General features: G+C 68.6%; 14 protein-coding genes. 8 read left to right on the plus strand and 6 right to left on the minus strand.

Features of this window, described 5'->3' with window-relative positions:
* Window positions 1-60 precede the first annotated feature (60 nt).
* Entirely contained in the window at window positions 61-636 is a 576-nt protein-coding gene (locus EDC64_RS10225) for an HdeD family acid-resistance protein (protein ID WP_132031186.1), read from the plus strand.
* A gap of 4 nt (window positions 637-640) precedes the next feature.
* A complete protein-coding gene (locus EDC64_RS10230; protein WP_132031187.1) occupies window positions 641-1,417 on the plus strand; it encodes an SGNH/GDSL hydrolase family protein in 777 nt (258 codons plus the stop codon).
* Window positions 1,418-1,427: 10 nt separating this feature from the next.
* Here EDC64_RS10230 and dapB read toward each other — a convergent pair whose 3' ends face one another.
* From dapB to EDC64_RS10255, 5 genes are all read right to left on the minus strand, one after another.
* Window positions 1,428-2,240, minus strand: a complete 813-nt coding sequence (gene dapB, locus EDC64_RS10235; protein ID WP_132031188.1) for a 4-hydroxy-tetrahydrodipicolinate reductase — start codon at window positions 2,238-2,240, stop codon at window positions 1,428-1,430.
* Between the two features lie 128 nt (window positions 2,241-2,368).
* On the minus strand, window positions 2,369-3,079 hold the full coding sequence (gene pyrF, locus EDC64_RS10240; protein ID WP_132031189.1) for an orotidine-5'-phosphate decarboxylase: 711 nt from the start codon (window positions 3,077-3,079) through the stop codon (window positions 2,369-2,371).
* Window positions 3,076-3,642 carry a histidine phosphatase family protein gene (locus EDC64_RS10245; RefSeq protein WP_132031190.1) on the minus strand — a complete coding sequence of 189 codons (567 nt, stop codon included), beginning with the start codon at window positions 3,640-3,642 and terminating at the stop codon, window positions 3,076-3,078. The genes pyrF and EDC64_RS10245 overlap by 4 nt, the downstream gene beginning before the upstream one ends.
* Window positions 3,643-3,679: 37 nt before the next feature.
* Entirely contained in the window at window positions 3,680-4,282 is a 603-nt protein-coding gene (locus EDC64_RS10250) for a class I SAM-dependent methyltransferase (protein WP_132031191.1), read from the minus strand.
* A gap of 105 nt (window positions 4,283-4,387) precedes the next feature.
* The gene (locus EDC64_RS10255) at window positions 4,388-5,281 is read right to left on the minus strand and encodes a UTP--glucose-1-phosphate uridylyltransferase (protein ID WP_132031192.1); all 894 of its coding nucleotides are present in this window, start codon (window positions 5,279-5,281) and stop codon (window positions 4,388-4,390) included.
* 162 nt (window positions 5,282-5,443) lie between these two features.
* Here EDC64_RS10255 and galE point away from each other — a divergent pair, with 162 nt between their 5' ends.
* The 6 genes from galE to EDC64_RS10285 all read left to right on the plus strand — a co-directional run bounded on the left by galE (window position 5,444) and on the right by EDC64_RS10285 (window position 12,675).
* Window positions 5,444-6,433, plus strand: coding sequence for a UDP-glucose 4-epimerase GalE (gene galE / locus EDC64_RS10260; RefSeq protein WP_132031193.1), 990 nt, complete (start codon window positions 5,444-5,446; stop codon window positions 6,431-6,433).
* A gap of 157 nt (window positions 6,434-6,590) precedes the next feature.
* The gene (locus EDC64_RS10265) at window positions 6,591-7,892 is read left to right on the plus strand and encodes a lytic murein transglycosylase (RefSeq protein WP_132031194.1); all 1,302 of its coding nucleotides are present in this window, start codon (window positions 6,591-6,593) and stop codon (window positions 7,890-7,892) included.
* 151 nt (window positions 7,893-8,043) lie between these two features.
* A complete protein-coding gene (locus EDC64_RS10270; protein WP_132031195.1) occupies window positions 8,044-9,255 on the plus strand; it encodes an ABC transporter substrate-binding protein in 1,212 nt (403 codons plus the stop codon).
* A 158-nt stretch (window positions 9,256-9,413) separates the two neighbouring features.
* The gene (locus EDC64_RS10275; RefSeq protein WP_132031196.1) at window positions 9,414-11,246 is read left to right on the plus strand and encodes an ABC transporter permease; all 1,833 of its coding nucleotides are present in this window, start codon (window positions 9,414-9,416) and stop codon (window positions 11,244-11,246) included.
* The gene (locus tag EDC64_RS10280) at window positions 11,243-11,974 is read left to right on the plus strand and encodes an ABC transporter ATP-binding protein (RefSeq protein WP_132031197.1); all 732 of its coding nucleotides are present in this window, start codon (window positions 11,243-11,245) and stop codon (window positions 11,972-11,974) included. Before EDC64_RS10275 ends, EDC64_RS10280 begins: the two co-directional genes overlap by 4 nt.
* A complete protein-coding gene (locus EDC64_RS10285) occupies window positions 11,971-12,675 on the plus strand; it encodes an ABC transporter ATP-binding protein (protein WP_245504651.1) in 705 nt (234 codons plus the stop codon). Before EDC64_RS10280 ends, EDC64_RS10285 begins: the two co-directional genes overlap by 4 nt.
* Before the next feature lie 82 nt (window positions 12,676-12,757).
* Here the strand turns inward: EDC64_RS10285 and EDC64_RS10290 are convergent, their stop codons facing one another.
* Window positions 12,758-16,393, minus strand: a complete 3,636-nt coding sequence (locus EDC64_RS10290; protein WP_132031199.1) for a hydantoinase B/oxoprolinase family protein — start codon at window positions 16,391-16,393, stop codon at window positions 12,758-12,760.
* Window positions 16,394-16,491: the final 98 nt, after the last annotated feature.

A 16,491-nucleotide genomic window follows, 5' to 3' on the forward strand; every position in this document is an offset into this window, starting at 1 on the left:
CCCCTGTTCTTCCGCTGGCCGCACGGTATGATGCCCGCGCCGAGCCTCCGGAGTTGCATCATGCCCACATCGATCCCTACCCCCGCCTCGACCGTCAGCGACCAGCTGTCCACCATGAAGGCCGGATGGGGCTGGTTCGTCGCCCTGGGCGTCGCTTTCGTCATTCTCGGCTTCGTCGCGCTCGCCCACCTTCTGGTGAGCACCGTCGCGACCGCGCTCTATGTCGGCGCCCTGATCCTGGTCGGCGGCGTCGTGCAGGTGATGCACGCTTTCCGCGTCGCCGGCTGGGCCCGCTTCTTTTTCTGGCTGTTGTCGGGCGTGCTCTATGTCGTGGCCGGCGGCCTCATCATGTATCAGCCGCTGTTCGCGGCGGGCGTGATCACCCTGCTGATCGGCGTCGCGCTCGTCGTCGGCGGGGTGTTCCGGATCATTGCCGGGCTCGGCTCGCGCCACGCGCCCGGCTGGGGCTTCATCGTCTTCGCCGGCGCCATCACCCTGCTTCTCGGCATCGAGATCATCGCCGGCTGGCCGGTCAATTCGGTCTTCATCCTCGGCCTGTTCCTGGGCATCGACCTCATCATCAACGGTGTGATGACCGCGATGTTCGGCCTTTCCCTGCGTGACAAGACGGCCTGATCCGATGCGCCGTGCCCGTTCGACGCCGCACGCCCGCGTGCGGCGCGCCGTGACGCGCGTCGCCGCCCTGCTCCTCCTCGCAGGCCTGGCGGCGCCCGCTTCGGCACAGGACACCGCCGCCTGCCCGGCGGGGAGCGGCGGATCGCTCCGGACGCCGCGTGCGGCCGAGGCGCTCGCCAAGCGCCACGCGCTCACCATCGTCGCCATCGGCTCGTCGTCGACGGTCGGCGTCGGCGCCTCCAGCGGCGCGCGCGCCTATCCCGCCGTGCTGGAAGCGCTTCTGCGGCAGCGCTTTCCCGGCGCGGAGATCCGCGTCGTCAATCGCGGCGGAAATGGCGAGGACGTGCCGGAGAATCTGTCGCGCTTCGAGCGCGACGTGCGCGATCCGAAGCCGGACCTGGTGCTCTGGCAGGTCGGAACGAATTATGTGCTGCGCAGCTTCGGTCTCGGCACTGTCGGGGCGCAGATGCGGCAGGGAATCGACCTGATCCATTCCTGGGGCGCCGACGTCGTCCTGATCGACCTGCAATATTCCCCCTGGGTCAATGGCGATGCCGACACGCCGGGGATGAACGCATTGATCGCCGCGACGGCACGCGAGGGCAAGGCGTCCGCCTTCTCGCGCTATGCCCTGATGAAGGGCTGGGCGGAGCGCGCCGGCGTGCCCATGTCGCGCATGATCATCTTCGACGGGCTCCATCTGACCGACTGGAGCTACGACTGCTTCGCGCGCGCCCTCGCGGCGAGCCTGATCCCCGCGCTTGGGGGAAAGGCCAACTGAAGGCCGGGCCTCAGACGTCGAGGCCCAGCACGTCGGCCATGGAATAGAGCCCCGGCTCGCGCCCCTTCACCCAGCGCGCCGCCGCCAGCGCGCCGTTTGCGAAGATCGAGCGGTCCTCGGCCTTGTGCACCAGCTCGATGCGCTCCGAGGGACCGGCGAAGATAACAATGTGCTCGCCGACCACGGATCCGCCCCTGAGGCTGGCGAAACCGATATCTCCGGCCCGCCGGCTGCCGGTATGGCCATCGCGCACGCGCACGGCGCGCGCGTCCAGCTCCACATTGCGGCCTTCTGCCGCCGCTTGCCCGAGCAGCAGCGCGGTGCCCGACGGCGCATCGACCTTGCGGGCGTGATGCATTTCGACGATCTCGATGTCGAAATCGTCGCCGAGGCTGGCCGCCACCTTGCGGGTGAGCGCGGCGAGCACGTTCACGCCGAGGCTCATATTGCCGGACTTGACGATCGCGGTGCGGCGGGCGGCGGCGGCGATCGCGGAGAGATCCTCCGAGGAGAAGCCGGTCGTGCCGATGACATGGCCGATGCCCGCCGCCGCAAGCCGTTCGGCGAGCCGGACGGACGAGGCCGGCGAAGAGAAGTCCACGACCACCTCGGCGCCCGAAAGGGCACCGCCCAGGTCCGACTGGACGGTTACGCCGCTCGGTGCGAGGCCGGCGAGCACCCCCGCATCCTCCCCGAGATGGGTGCTCGCGGAATGTTCGAGGGCCCCCACGAGCTGGAAGCCCTCCCCTTCCAGAACCGAGCGCAGCAGCGTGCGGCCCATGCGGCCGCCGGCTCCGGCTATCACGATGCGAAGGTCAGACACGCTTGCCCCCTGTCCTATCCAGAGCACGTGCCCGTCCGATTGCATCGCAGGCGGATGGGACGACGCGTTCTCCAACAAATGTTCAAAGACCGATTCACCGATCAGGTTGTTGTTTCAACCCGATCGGATCAGGCTCTGGCGGCGGCGGCGCCCTCGATCTCCGAGAGAATGGCGCGTGCCGCGGCCGCCGGATCCGCAGCGGCGGTGATCGGCCGGCCGACGACGATGGCGTCGGCCCCCGCTTCGATCGCCTCGCCCGGGGTCGCGATTCGCTTCTGATCGCCCTGATCGGCGCCGCGCGGCCGCACGCCCGGCGTGACGACGAGACCGTCCGGGCCGAGCACGCCGCGCACGCGCCGGGCATCGGTCGGTGCGCAGATCACCCCGGCAATTCCGGCCTCGCGCGCTTGGACGGCGCGGCGGAGAACCAGGTCCTCGACGCTGCCGACATAGCCGGCCGCAGCGAGGTCGGACGCATCATAGGATGTGAGCACCGTCACCCCGAGCACTTTCAGCGCCGAGCCGTCCGCGCCCCGCGCCGCCGCCGCCAGCGTCTGGGGATAGGCGTGGACGGTCAGCAGCGTGACGCCGCGCTCGGCTGCGGCGGCGGTCGCGCGCTCGACGGTCTGTCCGATATCGTGCAGCTTCAGATCGAGAAAGACCTTCTTGCCCCCTTGGATCAGGTCCGCGGCGAGATCGAGCCCGCCGGAAATCGTCAGTTCGAGGCCGATCTTGTAAAAACTCACGGCATCGCCGAGTTGCCACACCATCGCCTCCGCGGCAGAGACGGAAGGCAGATCGAGGGCGACGATCAGTCTGTCGCGCGGGGTGCTGATCATGCGATCTCCTCCATGGCGCGCCACCGATCCGGCCGGCGGCTCTCGAACCAGCACCCGCCGCCGACGGGCGGCTGATCATACGCGCGCGAAATCGGGGCTGCAGACAGATGGCACAGGAGCAGCGTGCCGACGCCGCCATGCCCGACGAAGATCGCGGGGGTTCCGGGCTGCTCGGCAAGCGCCGCCCCGACCGCCGCCACGATCCGCGCCTGAGCGTCGCACGCCCGCTCCCAGCCCCGCACGCTCTCCTGCGGTTGCGCGAAAAAGGCATCGGCGACACTCTGGAACTCCGGCTCCGGCAGAAAACCGGTGGCGGAGCGATCGTTCTCGTGCATGTCCCGCCGCGCCTCGACCGGGATACCGAGCGCGGCGCCGAAGATCTGCGCCGTCTCCTGCGCCTTGACCTCCAGGCTCGCGACGATGCGACCATAAGCCCCGAGCTTCGCCCAGCGCGCAAAGGCATGGGCGCGCGCCCGTCCGACATCCGTCAGCGGCCAGTCCGGCACCGGGATCGCGGGATCGATCCTGACCTGGGGATGGCTCACATAGATGAACGCCGTCATTCAGGCCCCGCGGCACCCGTGGCGCGATCGGATCGGCTCACGGCCGGCGATAGGCCCACACGCGGGCCGGCGGGAGATTCCACCAGACACGCGGCGAGCGCTCGCCATGAATCTCGCCGTGCTTCAGCGGCACCGGGGAGACCACGGCATAGGTGAACTGGACGAACGGCGCGCTGGGAATGCACAGATCGAACGCCTCGTTGACCATCCGCTCGCGATCCTGGGGGGACCGGGTAAACAGCGGAAGGGAGGAGATCGTGCCCACGGCGGGGCCGGGCAACTGGTCCTTCAGCGTCCGGCGCATCTCATAAGCGTCGCCCTGGATCACCGTTACGCCAGGATAGCGGCGCCGCAGCAGGCCGCAGAATTCGCGATTATATTCGATCAGGAACAGGCGTTCGGGCGCAAAACCGCGATTGAGCAGCGCTTTCGTGACCGGCCCCGTGCCCGGACCCAGCTCGATCACCGGCCCGTCCTGATTCGGATCGAGATAGCCGGCCATCAGCCGCGCCAGCGCGCGGCCCGACGGCGACACGGCGCCGGTCTTGAGAGGATTCTGGAACCAGGATTGAAGGAACCTGATCTCGTCATTCAGCCGCGGCTTGTGTGGCACGCCACGGCGACCGGGGGACTGGAGCATTCATCCGGCTCCGTGCCTGGAAGGGATATCGACCGACCCCGCGATTAGACGGGAAAGTAGACGGGGTCAAGGCGAGGTCTCGTCGCCCCCGATGGTAAGATACAACTAGCAGAGGTCATTCGAGCTGATGACGGCCTTCAGCTCAGCACGGAATTCCGGCCCGATATCCGGGCGCGAAAGTGCATAGGCGACATTCGCCATCAGGAAGCCGATCTTCGAGCCGCAATCATAGACAGCGCCGTCGAACTTCACCGAGAAGAAGCGTTCCCGCTCCTTTAGCTTGAGCATCGAATCGGTGAGCTGGATCTCCCCCCCCGCCCCGCTCTCCTGCTTCGCGAGCAGGTCGAAGATCGTCGGCTGGAGGATGTAGCGGCCGGAAATGGCGAGATTGGTCGGCGCCGTGCCCCGAGCCGGCTTCTCCACCATCTCGACGATCTCGGCGACCCCAGACGAATCCGGCCCGGTGCCGACGATGCCGTATTGGTGGGTCTGGTCGTCCGGCACTTCGTACACCGAGAGGACATTGCCTCCGGTCCGGTTATAGGCCGCCACCATGGCTGCGAGGCAACCATCGCCTTGGCGCGGCAGATGAAGCATATCCGGCAGCAGCAAAGCGAAGGGCTCGTCGCCGATCAGATCGCGCGCGCACCACACCGCGTGCCCGAGCCCCAGCGGAAGCTGCTGGCGCGTGAAGGAGGTCGTGCCGGCCTTGGGCGTGTCGCGGTCGAGCTGTTCCAATTCCTTGATCTTGCCCCGGTCGGACAGCGTCTTCTCGAGTTCGAACTGCCGGTCGAAATGATCCTCGATCACGGCCTTGTTCCGGCCCGTGACGAATACGATGTGCTCGATCCCGGCCGCGCGCGCCTCGTCCACCACGTGCTGAACCACCGGCCGATCGACCACGGTCAGCATTTCCTTCGGCACCGCCTTGGTGGCAGGCAGGAAACGCGTCCCGAGACCGGCGACGGGCAGAATGGCTTTGCGGAGAGGCTTGGGCATCGATCACACCATCATTGGGTCGCGCGTTCCTAACACAGGCGTGAACTGCGCGGCAAAGTAACCCCGGAGCGCACAAAAGGTTCACTGGCATTTCTTCTCGCCGGCCGATTGACCTTCGACGTCCGCCGGACCAGCCTGCGCGCCTCGACGGAGGGGACACGCATGGCGGTTCTGGTCACGGGCGGCGGCGGCTATATCGGCAGCCACATGGTGCTGGCGCTTGTGGATGCGGGCGAGCGCGTGGTCGTGCTCGACGATCTGTCGACCGGGTTTCGCTGGGCGGTCGCGCCCGAGGCGGTGTTCGTCGAAGGCGATGTCAGCGATGCCGGATTGGTCTCCCGGATCGTCGCGGAGCACGCGATCGAGGCCGTGATCCATTTCGCCGCGCGGATCGTCGTGCCCGAATCGGTCGCCGATCCGCTCGGCTATTATCTTGCCAATACGGTGAAAACCCGCGCCCTGCTCGCGGCATTGGTCGCGGCGGGGGTGCCCCATTTCATCTTTTCCTCCACGGCCGCGGTGTATGGAATGGTCGGCATCGAACCGGTGGCGGAGGATGCCGTGCTGGCGCCGATCTCGCCTTATGGCCGCTCCAAGCTGATGAGCGAGTGGATGCTCGCCGACGCCGCGGCGGCCTTTCCGCTGCGCTTCGTGGCGCTGCGCTACTTCAACGTTGCGGGGGCGGATCCGGCGGGCCGTGCCGGCCAGTCCACGGCCGGCGCCACCCATCTCCTCAAGGTCGCCTGCGAAACCGCGCTCGGCAAGCGCCCCGGCATCGAGGTTTTCGGCACCGATTATCCCACGCCGGACGGCACCTGTCTGCGGGACTATATCCATGTCAGCGATCTCGTCGCCGCCCATCTCGACGCGTTGACCCATCTGCGCGCCGGCGGCGCGAGCGGGATCTATAATTGCGGCTACGGGCGCGGCTATTCCGTCCTGGAGGTGCTGGAGAGCGTGAAGGCGATCTCCGGCGTGGACTTTCCCGTTCGCTATTCGCCCCGCCGCCCCGGCGACCCCGCGGCGGTGGTGGCGCGCGCCGATCGCATTCGCGCCGAACTCGGCTGGCGGCCCACACGCGACGACCTCCCGACCATCGTGCGCACCGCACTGGACTGGGAGCGTCGGCTCGATGCGCGGCGGGCGCGCTGACCCCCTCTTCGGGACCGAGGATCCGCCCTCGCCCGCCCGCGACGGTGAGGGAAAGGCCGAAAACTTGCCTTACGTTAACCGTAGGGCAACCATATTCGCTGCCCATTAGCGGCCATGACTGGCAGAGGCGGCGCGTGCCGCGAAGGTGAGGGCGACCATGGCTCATGAGACATCCGGCGGGTTCGCCGCCTTGGCTTTCGGCCTGATGGTGGCGATGGGGGCGGCGCAGGCCCAGGCGCAGGTGACCGGTTCGATCTTCGATCCGCCGGATCCGCCGGCCGCCGCGCCGCGCAACAGCCATCCCCTGATGGCGCCGCAGGCGATCGCCGCGGCGGAAGCGAATTTCGGCGCCTGCGTCGCCAATATGTGGCCGCTGGCGCAGGCAAAGGGCGTGTCGCGGCGCGGCTTCGAGCACTACACCGCCGGGCTCGAGCCCGACATGAAGATCATGGACTTCCTCGATTCCCAGCCGGAATTTTCCAAGCCGCTGGGCGAATATGTCGACATGCTGGTGAGCGAGCGGCGGGTCGCGGGCGGGCGCGAGGTGCTGGCGCGCTACAAGCCGATCTTCGATGCGGTCGAGCGGAAATACGGCGTCGATCGCTACGTCATCGCGGCCATATGGGGCATCGAATCCAATTATGGCAGCCCGAGCGGCATGGGCTCGCGCTCGGTCCTGCGGTCCACCGCGACCCTCGCCTGCATCGGCCGGCGCCAGGACTATTTCCGCGACGAGTTCGTCGCCACGCTCCAGATCCTCGACAAGGGCGACGTTCCGGCGGAGCACATGAAGGGCTCCTGGGCCGGCGCGTTCGGCCCGACCCAGTTCATGCCGACGAGCTTCCAGCGCTTCGCGGTGGATTTCGACGGCGACGGCAAGCGCAACGTGGTGGATTCGGTCCCCGACGTCATCGCTTCGACCGCCAACAATCTGAAGATCGACGGCTGGGAATTCGGCAAGACCTGGGGATACGAGGTCCAGCTTCCCGCCAATTTCGATTATCGCCACGTCGATCGCTCCAAGCGCTACACGCTGGCGCAATGGGCCTCGCTCGGCATCCGCCGGCCGGGCGCCAAGGCTTTCCCGCGGCCGAACGACACCGCCTTCCTGCTGCTGCCGGCGGGGTCGAACGGGCCGGCCTTCCTGATGCTGCCGAACTTCTCGGCGATCCTGAAATACAATCCCGCCGATGCCTATGCGCTCGCCATCGGCCATCTCTCGGACCGGCTGCGCGGCGGCGGCGACTTCGCCCAGGCTTGGCCGAAGGAGCGCGCGCTCTCCCGCTCGGAGCGGGTCGAGATGCAGACGCTGCTGATCCGCCAGGGCTACGATGTCGGCTCGGTCGACGGCATTCTCGGCCAGAAGACCCGCAGCGCGGTGCAGGATTTCCAGATGCGCACCGGCATGGTGCCGGACGGCTATCCCAACGTCGCGGTCCTGCAGAAGCTGCGGAACTGATCCCGCCGGGCCGCTCGGAGCGGGTGCCGCGGCGGGCGAATTCGTCGCGGCCCCCGCAAGAGGCTCGACTCCGCGCCCCGCCTCGCGTATCCGCCGGTCATGGGGCCGGCTCGACGGGACGCGCCCCGCTCCGTCTTGAAGGAGACGTCGGATGCGCCAGTCGACCGCACGGTGCGCGGCCTTCGCCTTTGCCGTGGCCGCCTTTCTCGCCGCGCCCGCCGCCCGCGCGCAGCAAAGCGAGATCAAAATCGGCGAGATCAATTCCTATTCGACCCTGCCGGCCTTCACCGAACCCTACCGCAAGGGCTGGCAGCTCGCGGTCGAGGAGGTCAATGCCGCCGGCGGCGTGCTCGGCCGCAAGATCGCGGTCCTGAGCAAAGACGATGCCGGAAAGCCCGCCGATGCGGTGACCGCGGCCAACGAACTCGTCTCGTCCGACGGCGTCGTGATGCTCACCGGCACCTTCTTCTCCCATATCGGCCTCGCCGTGTCGGATTATGCGAAGCAGAAGAAGGTGTTCTTCCTCGCCGCCGAGCCGCTGACCGACGCCATCACCTGGGACAAGGGGAACGCCTACACCTTCCGCCTGCGCCCCTCCAATTACATGCAGGCGGCGATGCTGGCGGAGGAAGCGGCGAAGCTGCCGGCCAAGCGCTGGGCGACCATCGCGCCGAATTACGAATACGGCCAGTCGGCGGTCGCGGTGTTCAAGAAGCTCCTGTCGCAGAAGCGGCCGGACATCGAATGGGTCGCCGAGCAATGGCCCCCCCAGGGCCGGATCGATGCCGGCGCCGTGGTCCAGGCGATCGCGGCGGCGAAGCCCGAAGCGATCCTCAACGTCACGTTCGGTCCCGATCTCGCCAAGCTGGTGCGCGAGGGCAATACGCGCGGCCTGTTCAAGGACCGTGCCGTGGTCTCCTTCCTGACCGGCGAGCCGGAATATCTCGATCCGCTGAAGGACGAGGCGCCGACCGGCTGGATCGTCACCGGCTATCCCTGGTACGCCATCAAGACGCCCGAGCACGACGCCTTCCTGAAGGCCTATCAGGACCGCTTCAAGGATTATCCCCGGCTCGGCTCGATCGTCGGCTATTCCACCCTCAAGGCCGCGGCCGCCATCATCGCCAAGGCCGGCTCGACCGACACCGACAAGCTGATCGCCGCAGCCGAGGGCATCTCCCTCGTCACGCCGTTCGGCCAGGTGGTGTTCCGCAAAGGCGACCATCAATCGACCCTCGGCGCCTTCGTCGGCAAGACGGCGGTGGTGGACGGCCAGGGGCGGATGGTGGATTTCGTCTATCGCGACGGCGCCGCCTATCTGCCGGGCGAAGCCGAGGCGGCAAAGCTGCGTCCAGCCGACTGATCCCGCAGTCCGGCGGGGCGGTGGTCAGTCCCGGACCGGTCCCGGGATCCGCAGGGCGCCGCAAGGTGCGCCTTCGGTAAGAGGGGACCGTCCGGGACATCTCCCGGCGCGACGCCATTCCGGAGGTTTTCCGGCAGCTTCGGTGGAGATCCGCAGAGGTGGACTTTCTCGTCGTCCAGTTCCTCACCGGCCTCGCCAGCGCCTGCTCCCTGTTCCTGGTGGCGAGCGGGCTCTCGCTGATTTTCGGCGTCACCCGGATCGTCAATTTCGCCCATGGCGCCTTCTATATGGTCGGCGCCTATGTCGCTTATGTCCTGACCGAGCGCTGGTCCGGCGCGCTCGGCTATTGGGGCGGCCTCCTGTGCGCGGCGCTGGTCGTGGGCGCGGCGGGAGCGGCGATGGAGATGGCGCTCCTGCGCCGCATTTACCGCGCGCCGGACCTGTTCCAATTGCTCGCAACCTTCGGCGTGACGCTGATGGTGGAGGATCTGGTGGTCCTCCTGTTCGGTCCGGAGGATCTGCTCGGCGCCCGCGCGCCCGGCTTCAAGGGCGCGGTGGAGATCCTCGGCCAGCAGGTTCCGCGCTACGATTTGTTCCTGATCGGCTTGGCGCCCCTTGTGCTCGCCGGCCTGCATCTCGTGCTGCGCCGGACCCGCTGGGGCATTTTGGTGCGGGCTGCGACCCAGGATCGGGAGATGGTGGCGGCGCTCGGCGTGAACCAGAGATGGCTGTTCACCTCGGTGTTCGCGCTCGGCACGGCGCTCGCCGGGCTTGGCGGCGCGCTGCAATTGCCGCGCGAGGCGGTCAATCATTCGATGGACATGACGATCATCGTCGAGGCCTTCGTGGTGGTGGTGATCGGCGGTCTCGGCTCGATCACAGGGGCCTTCCTCGCGGCGGTCCTGGTCTGCGAATTGAACGCTTTCGGCATTCTGGTCCTTCCCGAGGTCTCGCTCGTCCTGGTGTTCGCGGTGATGGCGGGGGTGCTGATCCTGCGCCCGCACGGCCTGCTCGGCGGCGCACCGGCGGAGGCGCGGGCGATGCGGCTCGCGATACCGCCGCCCTGGAAGCCCTTCACCTCGGCCGAGCGGCTTTGGGTGGTGGGCGGCCTCGCGCTCGCCGCCGCACTCCCGCTCGTGGCCGGCGCCTATGCCCTCACCGTGGCGGCCGAGGTCGCGATCTTCGCTTTGTTCGCCGCAAGCCTGTCCTTTCTGATGGGGCCGGGCGGCATGCCGTCCTTCGGCCACGCCGCATTTTTCGGCCTCGGCGCCTATGGCGCGGCGCTCGCCGTGTCCGGAGCCGGGCTGCCCATGGCGGCGGCGCTCCTGGTCGGCCCGCTCCTCGGTCTTGCCGGAGCGGTGCTGTTCGGCTGGTTCTGCGTGCGGCTGTCCGGGGTCTATTCCGCCATGCTCACCCTCGCCTTCGCCCAGATCGCCTGGGCCGTGGCGTTCCAATGGGTCGGCCTCACCGGCGGCGACAACGGCCTGCTCGGCATCTGGCCGGAGGGTTTCGCGCGGACGCCGCACGGTTTTTACTGGCTCGCCCTCGCGATCTGCGCCACGGGCATCGTCCTGCTGCGCATCCTGGTGTTCTCGCGCTTCGGCTACCGCCTGCGCGCGGCCCGCGACAGCGCTGCGCGGGCCGAGACGGTGGGCATCGACCGGATGCGGGTGCAATGGGCGGCGTTTGCCGTCGCCGGCCTGTTCGCAGCAATCGCCGGAGCGCTCTTCGCCTTCCTGAAAGGCAGCGTGTTTCCCGACACGCTCGGCATTCCCCTGTCCGTCGATGCGCTGGCCATGGTTCTGCTCGGCGGCGTCGAGACCGTCTCCGGCGCGATCCTCGGCGCCATCGCCTACAAATTGCTCGCCGTCTGGTTGATCAGCGAGACCGACCAGTCGAAACTGGTTCTCGGCGCGGTGATCGTGCTGCTCGTGGTGGTGTTCCCGCAAGGGCTCGGCGGCCAGATCACACGCTGGAGGCGGCCGACATGACCGCTCTGCTCGACGTGCGCGGCCTCTCGAAATCCTTCGGCGGCGTCGAGGCGGTGCGGGACGTCTCGTTCGCGCTGGCGGCGGGCGAACTCCTGGCGCTGATCGGTCCGAACGGCGCCGGAAAATCCACCTGCTTCGGCATGCTGGGCGGCCAGGTCCGGCCGGACGCGGGCCGCGTGCGCCTCGCCGGAGCGGACATTACCGGCCTGAAGCCGCGCCGCATCTGGGCCCGGGGCGTCGGGCGCACTTTCCAGACCGCCGAAACCTTCGCCTCCATGACGGTCGCCGAAAATGTCGAGACGGCGTTGCACGGCCGCACCGCCGCGCGGAGCGCGGAAACGCGGCGCCTGCTCGGTCTGGTCGGGCTCGCCGCGGCGGCGGGGCGCCCGGCCGGCACGCTCTCTTATGGCGACGTGAAGCGGCTGGAACTGGCCCTCGCTCTGTCCAACACCCCCCGCCTGCTCTTGATGGACGAGCCGACGGCCGGCATGGCGGCGGCGGAGCGCACGGCCCTGATGCAGCTCGTCGCCGGGCTCGCCCGCGAGCGGCAGGTCGGCGTTCTCTTCACCGAACACGACATGGACGTCGTCTTCGCGCATGCCGACCGGATCCTGGTCCTCGATCGCGGCCTTCTGATCGCGGAGGGTCCGCCCGAGGCGATCCGTGCCGATCCGCAGGTGCGCGCGGTCTATCTCGGCGAGGGCCTGACCTTTTCGGAGGCGGGCTGATGCTGGCGGTCTCCGGCCTCGATGCCTGGTACGGTGCGGCGCATATTCTGCGTGACGTCGACCTCGCGATCGGGGCCGGGGAGGCGGTCGCCCTGCTCGGACGCAACGGCGCGGGAAAATCGACCACTTTGCGGGCCCTGATGGGCCTCGTGCCCCGGGTGACGGGCACCATCACCTTCGCGGGGCGCGACCTCGCCGGCCTCGAACCCCATGCGCGGGCCCGCGCCGGGCTCGGCTATGTGCCGGAGGATCGGCGGATCTTCTCCGATCTCACCGTGCTGGAGAATCTGGAGGTGGGCCGCCGCCCGCCCCGACCCGGCCATCCCGCCTGGACGCCCGAGCGGCTGTTCGACCTCTTTCCAAACCTCGCGGAGATGCGGCGGCGCCCCGGTGGGCGAATGAGCGGCGGCGAGCAGCAGATGCTCGCCCTTGCCCGCACGCTGATGGGCAATCCTGCGCTGCTCCTGCTCGACGAGCCCTCGGAAGGCCTCGCGCCGCGGATCCTGGAACAGATGGCGGGCGCGGTCCGCGCCCTGAAGGCGGAGGGGCTGGCCATCCTGCTCTGCGAGCAGAATTTCCGCTTTGCCGGCCTGATCTGCGATACCGCCTATGTCATGGCGCGGGGGGAGATCGTCCATCGCGGCCCCTTCGCCGAGCTCGCGGCCGACGAAGCCCGCCGCGACGCACTTCTGGCGGTGTGAGCCGGCGACAGCCGCGCGCCAGAACACGCGCCGGTCGGTGCGCATCGCAAGCCGAACGCGTTCTCCAACAAGCGCTTAGCCCCTATTCGGGTTTGCCGTAGCCGCCGCCGGTCGGCGTCACGATGATCACCGCCTCGCCGGGGTCCAGGCGGGTCTGGGCGCAGCCTTCCAATTGCTCGAATGTCCCGTCATTGCGCCGCACGAACCCTTCGCCGACCGCCCCCGGCTCTCCGCCCTCGAGGCCGAACGGCCGCACCCGCCGATGCGAGGACAGGAGCGCGCAGTCCATCGTCTCGAGGAAGCGGATCCGGCGGTAGGTCCCCGCGCCCGCGCGCCAGCGCCCCTTGCCGCCCGAGCCGACCCGGACGTGGAAATCCTCCAGCAGAACCGGAAAGCGCGTCTCCAGCACCTCGGGATCGGTGAGGCGGGAATTGGTCATGTGGACATGGACCGCATCCGTGCCGTCGAAGCCGGGCCCGGCGGGCGAGCCGGAGCAGATGGTCTCGTAATATTGCACCCGGTCATTGCCGAAGGTGAGGTTGTTCATGGTGCCCTGGGAGGCGCCCATGGCCTTGAGCGCCCCGAACAGGCAATTGGTGACCGCCTGCGAGGTCTCCACGTTCCCGGCCACCACCGCGGCCGGATAGACCGGCGAGAGCATGGAGCCCTGCGGCACCACGATCTCGATCGGCCGCAGGCAGCCGGCATTCATCGGGATCTCGTCCTCCACCATGACGCGGAAGACATAGAGCACGGCGGCGCGGGTCACCGGCTCGGGCGCGTTGAAATTGGTCGCCTGCTGCGGCGACGTTCCGGTGAAGTCGACGGTGGCGGTCCGCGCCGCCTTGTCGAGGGTGATCTTCACCTTGATCACCGTGCCCTGGTCCATCTCATAGGTGAAGGCGCAGTCCGACAGCCGGTCGAGCACACGGCGCACGCTCTCGGCGGCATTGTCCTGGACGTGGCCCATATAGGCCGTGACCACGTCGAGGCCGAACAGCGCGATCATCTTCTTCAGTTCGCGCACGCCCTTCTCGTTGGCGGCGATCTGCGCCTTGAGGTCGGCGACGTTCTGCACCGGATTGCGGGCGGGATATTTGGCGCCGGTCAGCAGGGCGTTCAGTTCCGCCTCGCGGAAGCGGCCTTCATCGACGAGCTTGAAATTGTCGATATAGACGCCTTCCTCGTCGATCGTGGTGGCGAGCGGGCTCATCGAACCCGGCGCGACGCCGCCGACATCGGCATGGTGGCCGCGCGAGGCGACCCAGAACAGCAGGGTTTCCCCGGCATCGTCGAACACCGGCGTCACCACCGTAATGTCCGGCAGATGGGTGCCGCCATTATAGGGGGCGTTGAGGCAGAACACGTCGCCCGGCCGGATCTCGCCGGCATTCTCGCGGATCACGGTCTCGACCGAGCGGTCCATCGAGCCGAGATGGACCGGCATGTGGGGAGCGTTCGCGACCAGTTCGCCGGCGCCCGAAAACACCGCGCAGGAAAAGTCGAGCCGCTCCTTGATGTTCACCGAATAGGCCGTGTTCTGGAGGGTGACGCCCATCTGCTCGGCGATCGACATGAAGAGATTGTTGAACACTTCGAGCATGACCGGATCGGCATGGGTGCCCAGCGCCTCGGCCCGGCGCATTTCCTCGGTGCGGGCGAGCATCAGATGATCCCGCACCGTCATCTCGGCTCGCCAGCCCTCCTCGACCACGACGGTCTGGTTCGGCTCGATGACGATGGCCGGACCCTGAACCGCCATGCCCGGCCGGAAGGCCGCCCGCAGCACGACGGGTGCGTCGTGCCAGACGCCGCGCGAGAAGAAGCGCACCTGCCGGCACGCCTCCGGCGCTCCTTGCGTCGTCGGATGCTCCGGTTCGGCGATGCCGGCGCCGCCGCCGGCCGCCTGGACCTCCATCGCCTCGACCACGATCTGCTTCTCGGGCGAGACGAAGCCGAATTGCGCGCGGTGGCGGGCCTCGAACTCCGCCGTCATGGCGGGAAGGTCGGCGAAGGCGACGGGGATGGCGGTGTCGGTGCCCTCATAGCGCAGATGGAGCTTGGCTTCGGTCTCGATCGCCTCCGCGGCGATCCCCTGCCCCTCCAGCTCCCGCGCCGCCTCTCCCGCGAGTGCGTCGCGCACCGCCGCGAGATCCGGCAGGCCGTCCGCTGCGAGCCGGTCGCCCACCGCCTTGGTGCGGTGCGCCCGCACGGCGGCGAGGCCCATGCCATAGGCCGAGAGCAGCCCGGAAAAGGGATGGATGTGGACGCGCTTCATGCCGAGCGCGTCGGCGACGAGGCAGGCATGCTGCCCACCCGCCCCGCCGAAGCAGGACAAAGCGTAGCGCGTCACGTCATAGCCGCGCTCGACGGAAATCTTCTTGATCGCGTTCGCCATATTCTCGACCGCGATGGTGACGAAGCCGTCCGCCACGGCTTCGGGCGTGCGGCCGTCACCGATCTCGGCGGCGAGCGCGGCGAATTTTTCGCGCACCGCGGCCGCGTCGAGCGGCTGGTCCTGGGCGGGCCCGAAGATCTTCGGGAAGAAATCGGGGATCAGCTTGCCGAGCATGACATTGGCGTCGGTGACGGCGAGCGGTCCGCCGCGCCGGTAGCAGGCCGGGCCGGGATTGGCGCCCGCGCTGTCCGGCCCGACGCGGAACCGCGCGCCGTCATAATGCAGGATCGAGCCGCCGCCGGCCGCCACGGTGTGGATGCGCATCATCGGCGCGCGGATGCGCACACCGGCGACCTCGGTGTCGAAGGCCCGCTCCAGTTCGCCGTCGAAATGGCAGACGTCGGTCGAGGTGCCGCCCATGTCGAAGCCGATGATGCGGTCGAGGCCGGCGATCCGCCCGGTCTCCGACGCGCCGACCACGCCGCCGGCCGGCCCGGACAACAGCGCGTCCTTGCCCTGGAACAGGTCCGCCGCAGTGAGGCCGCCCGAGGACATCATGAACATCAGGCGGATCTCGTCCGCGCCGTCGCCGCCGGCGCCCAGCTCCTCCGCCACCTGGGCCACGTAGCGGCGCAGGATCGGCGAGAGATAAGCGTCCGCCACCGTGGTGTCGCCGCGCCCCACCAGCTTGATGAGGGGCGACACTTCGTTGGAGACCGAGACCTGCGGAAAGCCCATGTCGCGGGCCAGCGCAGCGACCGCCTGCTCGTGCGCGGGGTAGCGATAGCCGTGCATGAAGGCGATCGCGACCGAGCGGATGCCCGCCGTGCGGGCGGCGTCGAGCGCCGCGCCGACCTTCGCGAGGTCCGGCGCCGCCTCGACGGTGCCGTCGGCGCGCACCCGCTCGTCGACCTCGAGCACCTGCTCGAACAGCATGTCGGGAAGCACGATCTTCTTGGCGAAGATTTTCGGCCGGGCCTGGTATCCGATGCGCAGCGCATCGCGGAAGCCGCGGGTGGTGACGAGGAGCGTGCGCTCGCCTTTGCGTTCCAGAAGGGCGTTCGTCGCGACCGTCGTGCCCATCTTGACGGCAGAAACGAGGCCTTTGGGGATCGGGGCGCCCGGCGCGAGGCCGAGCAGATCGCGGATGCCGTGGACCGCCGCGTCGCGATAGGCCTCGGGATTTTCGGAGAGCAGCTTGTGGGCGACGAGGCTGCCATCGGGCCTGCGCCCGATGATGTCGGTGAAGGTGCCGCCCCGGTCGATCCAGAATTCCCAGTCGCGACGCGGCGCGGCGGTCGGATTCGGATCCTGCAGCATGACATCCCCCTGGCGTCGGCACGCGTTTTGCTTGCTCGGGACTTGACCCGGGCGAAAATGAAAGCTCGGAAGCGCGGCGCCACAAGGCCCTTGCCGTG

It is taken from the genome of Aquabacter spiritensis (assembly GCF_004346185.1).
GTDB lineage: Bacteria > Pseudomonadota > Alphaproteobacteria > Rhizobiales > Xanthobacteraceae > Aquabacter > Aquabacter spiritensis.

Coding starts and splice junctions, on each gene's coding strand:
- EDC64_RS10225 (WP_132031186.1), top strand. CDS start 61: ATGCCCACATCGATCCCTACCCCCGCCTCGACCGTCAGCGACCAGCTG.
- EDC64_RS10230 (WP_132031187.1), top strand. CDS start 641: ATGCGCCGTGCCCGTTCGACGCCGCACGCCCGCGTGCGGCGCGCCGTG.
- pyrF (WP_132031189.1), bottom strand. CDS start 3,079: ATGATCAGCACCCCGCGCGACAGACTGATCGTCGCCCTCGATCTGCCT.
- EDC64_RS10245 (WP_132031190.1), bottom strand. CDS start 3,642: ATGACGGCGTTCATCTATGTGAGCCATCCCCAGGTCAGGATCGATCCC.
- EDC64_RS10250 (WP_132031191.1), bottom strand. CDS start 4,282: ATGCTCCAGTCCCCCGGTCGCCGTGGCGTGCCACACAAGCCGCGGCTG.
- EDC64_RS10255 (WP_132031192.1), bottom strand. CDS start 5,281: ATGCCCAAGCCTCTCCGCAAAGCCATTCTGCCCGTCGCCGGTCTCGGG.
- galE (WP_132031193.1), top strand. CDS start 5,444: ATGGCGGTTCTGGTCACGGGCGGCGGCGGCTATATCGGCAGCCACATG.
- EDC64_RS10265 (WP_132031194.1), top strand. CDS start 6,591: ATGGCTCATGAGACATCCGGCGGGTTCGCCGCCTTGGCTTTCGGCCTG.
- EDC64_RS10270 (WP_132031195.1), top strand. CDS start 8,044: ATGCGCCAGTCGACCGCACGGTGCGCGGCCTTCGCCTTTGCCGTGGCC.
- EDC64_RS10280 (WP_132031197.1), top strand. CDS start 11,243: ATGACCGCTCTGCTCGACGTGCGCGGCCTCTCGAAATCCTTCGGCGGC.
- EDC64_RS10290 (WP_132031199.1), bottom strand. CDS start 16,393: ATGCTGCAGGATCCGAATCCGACCGCCGCGCCGCGTCGCGACTGGGAA.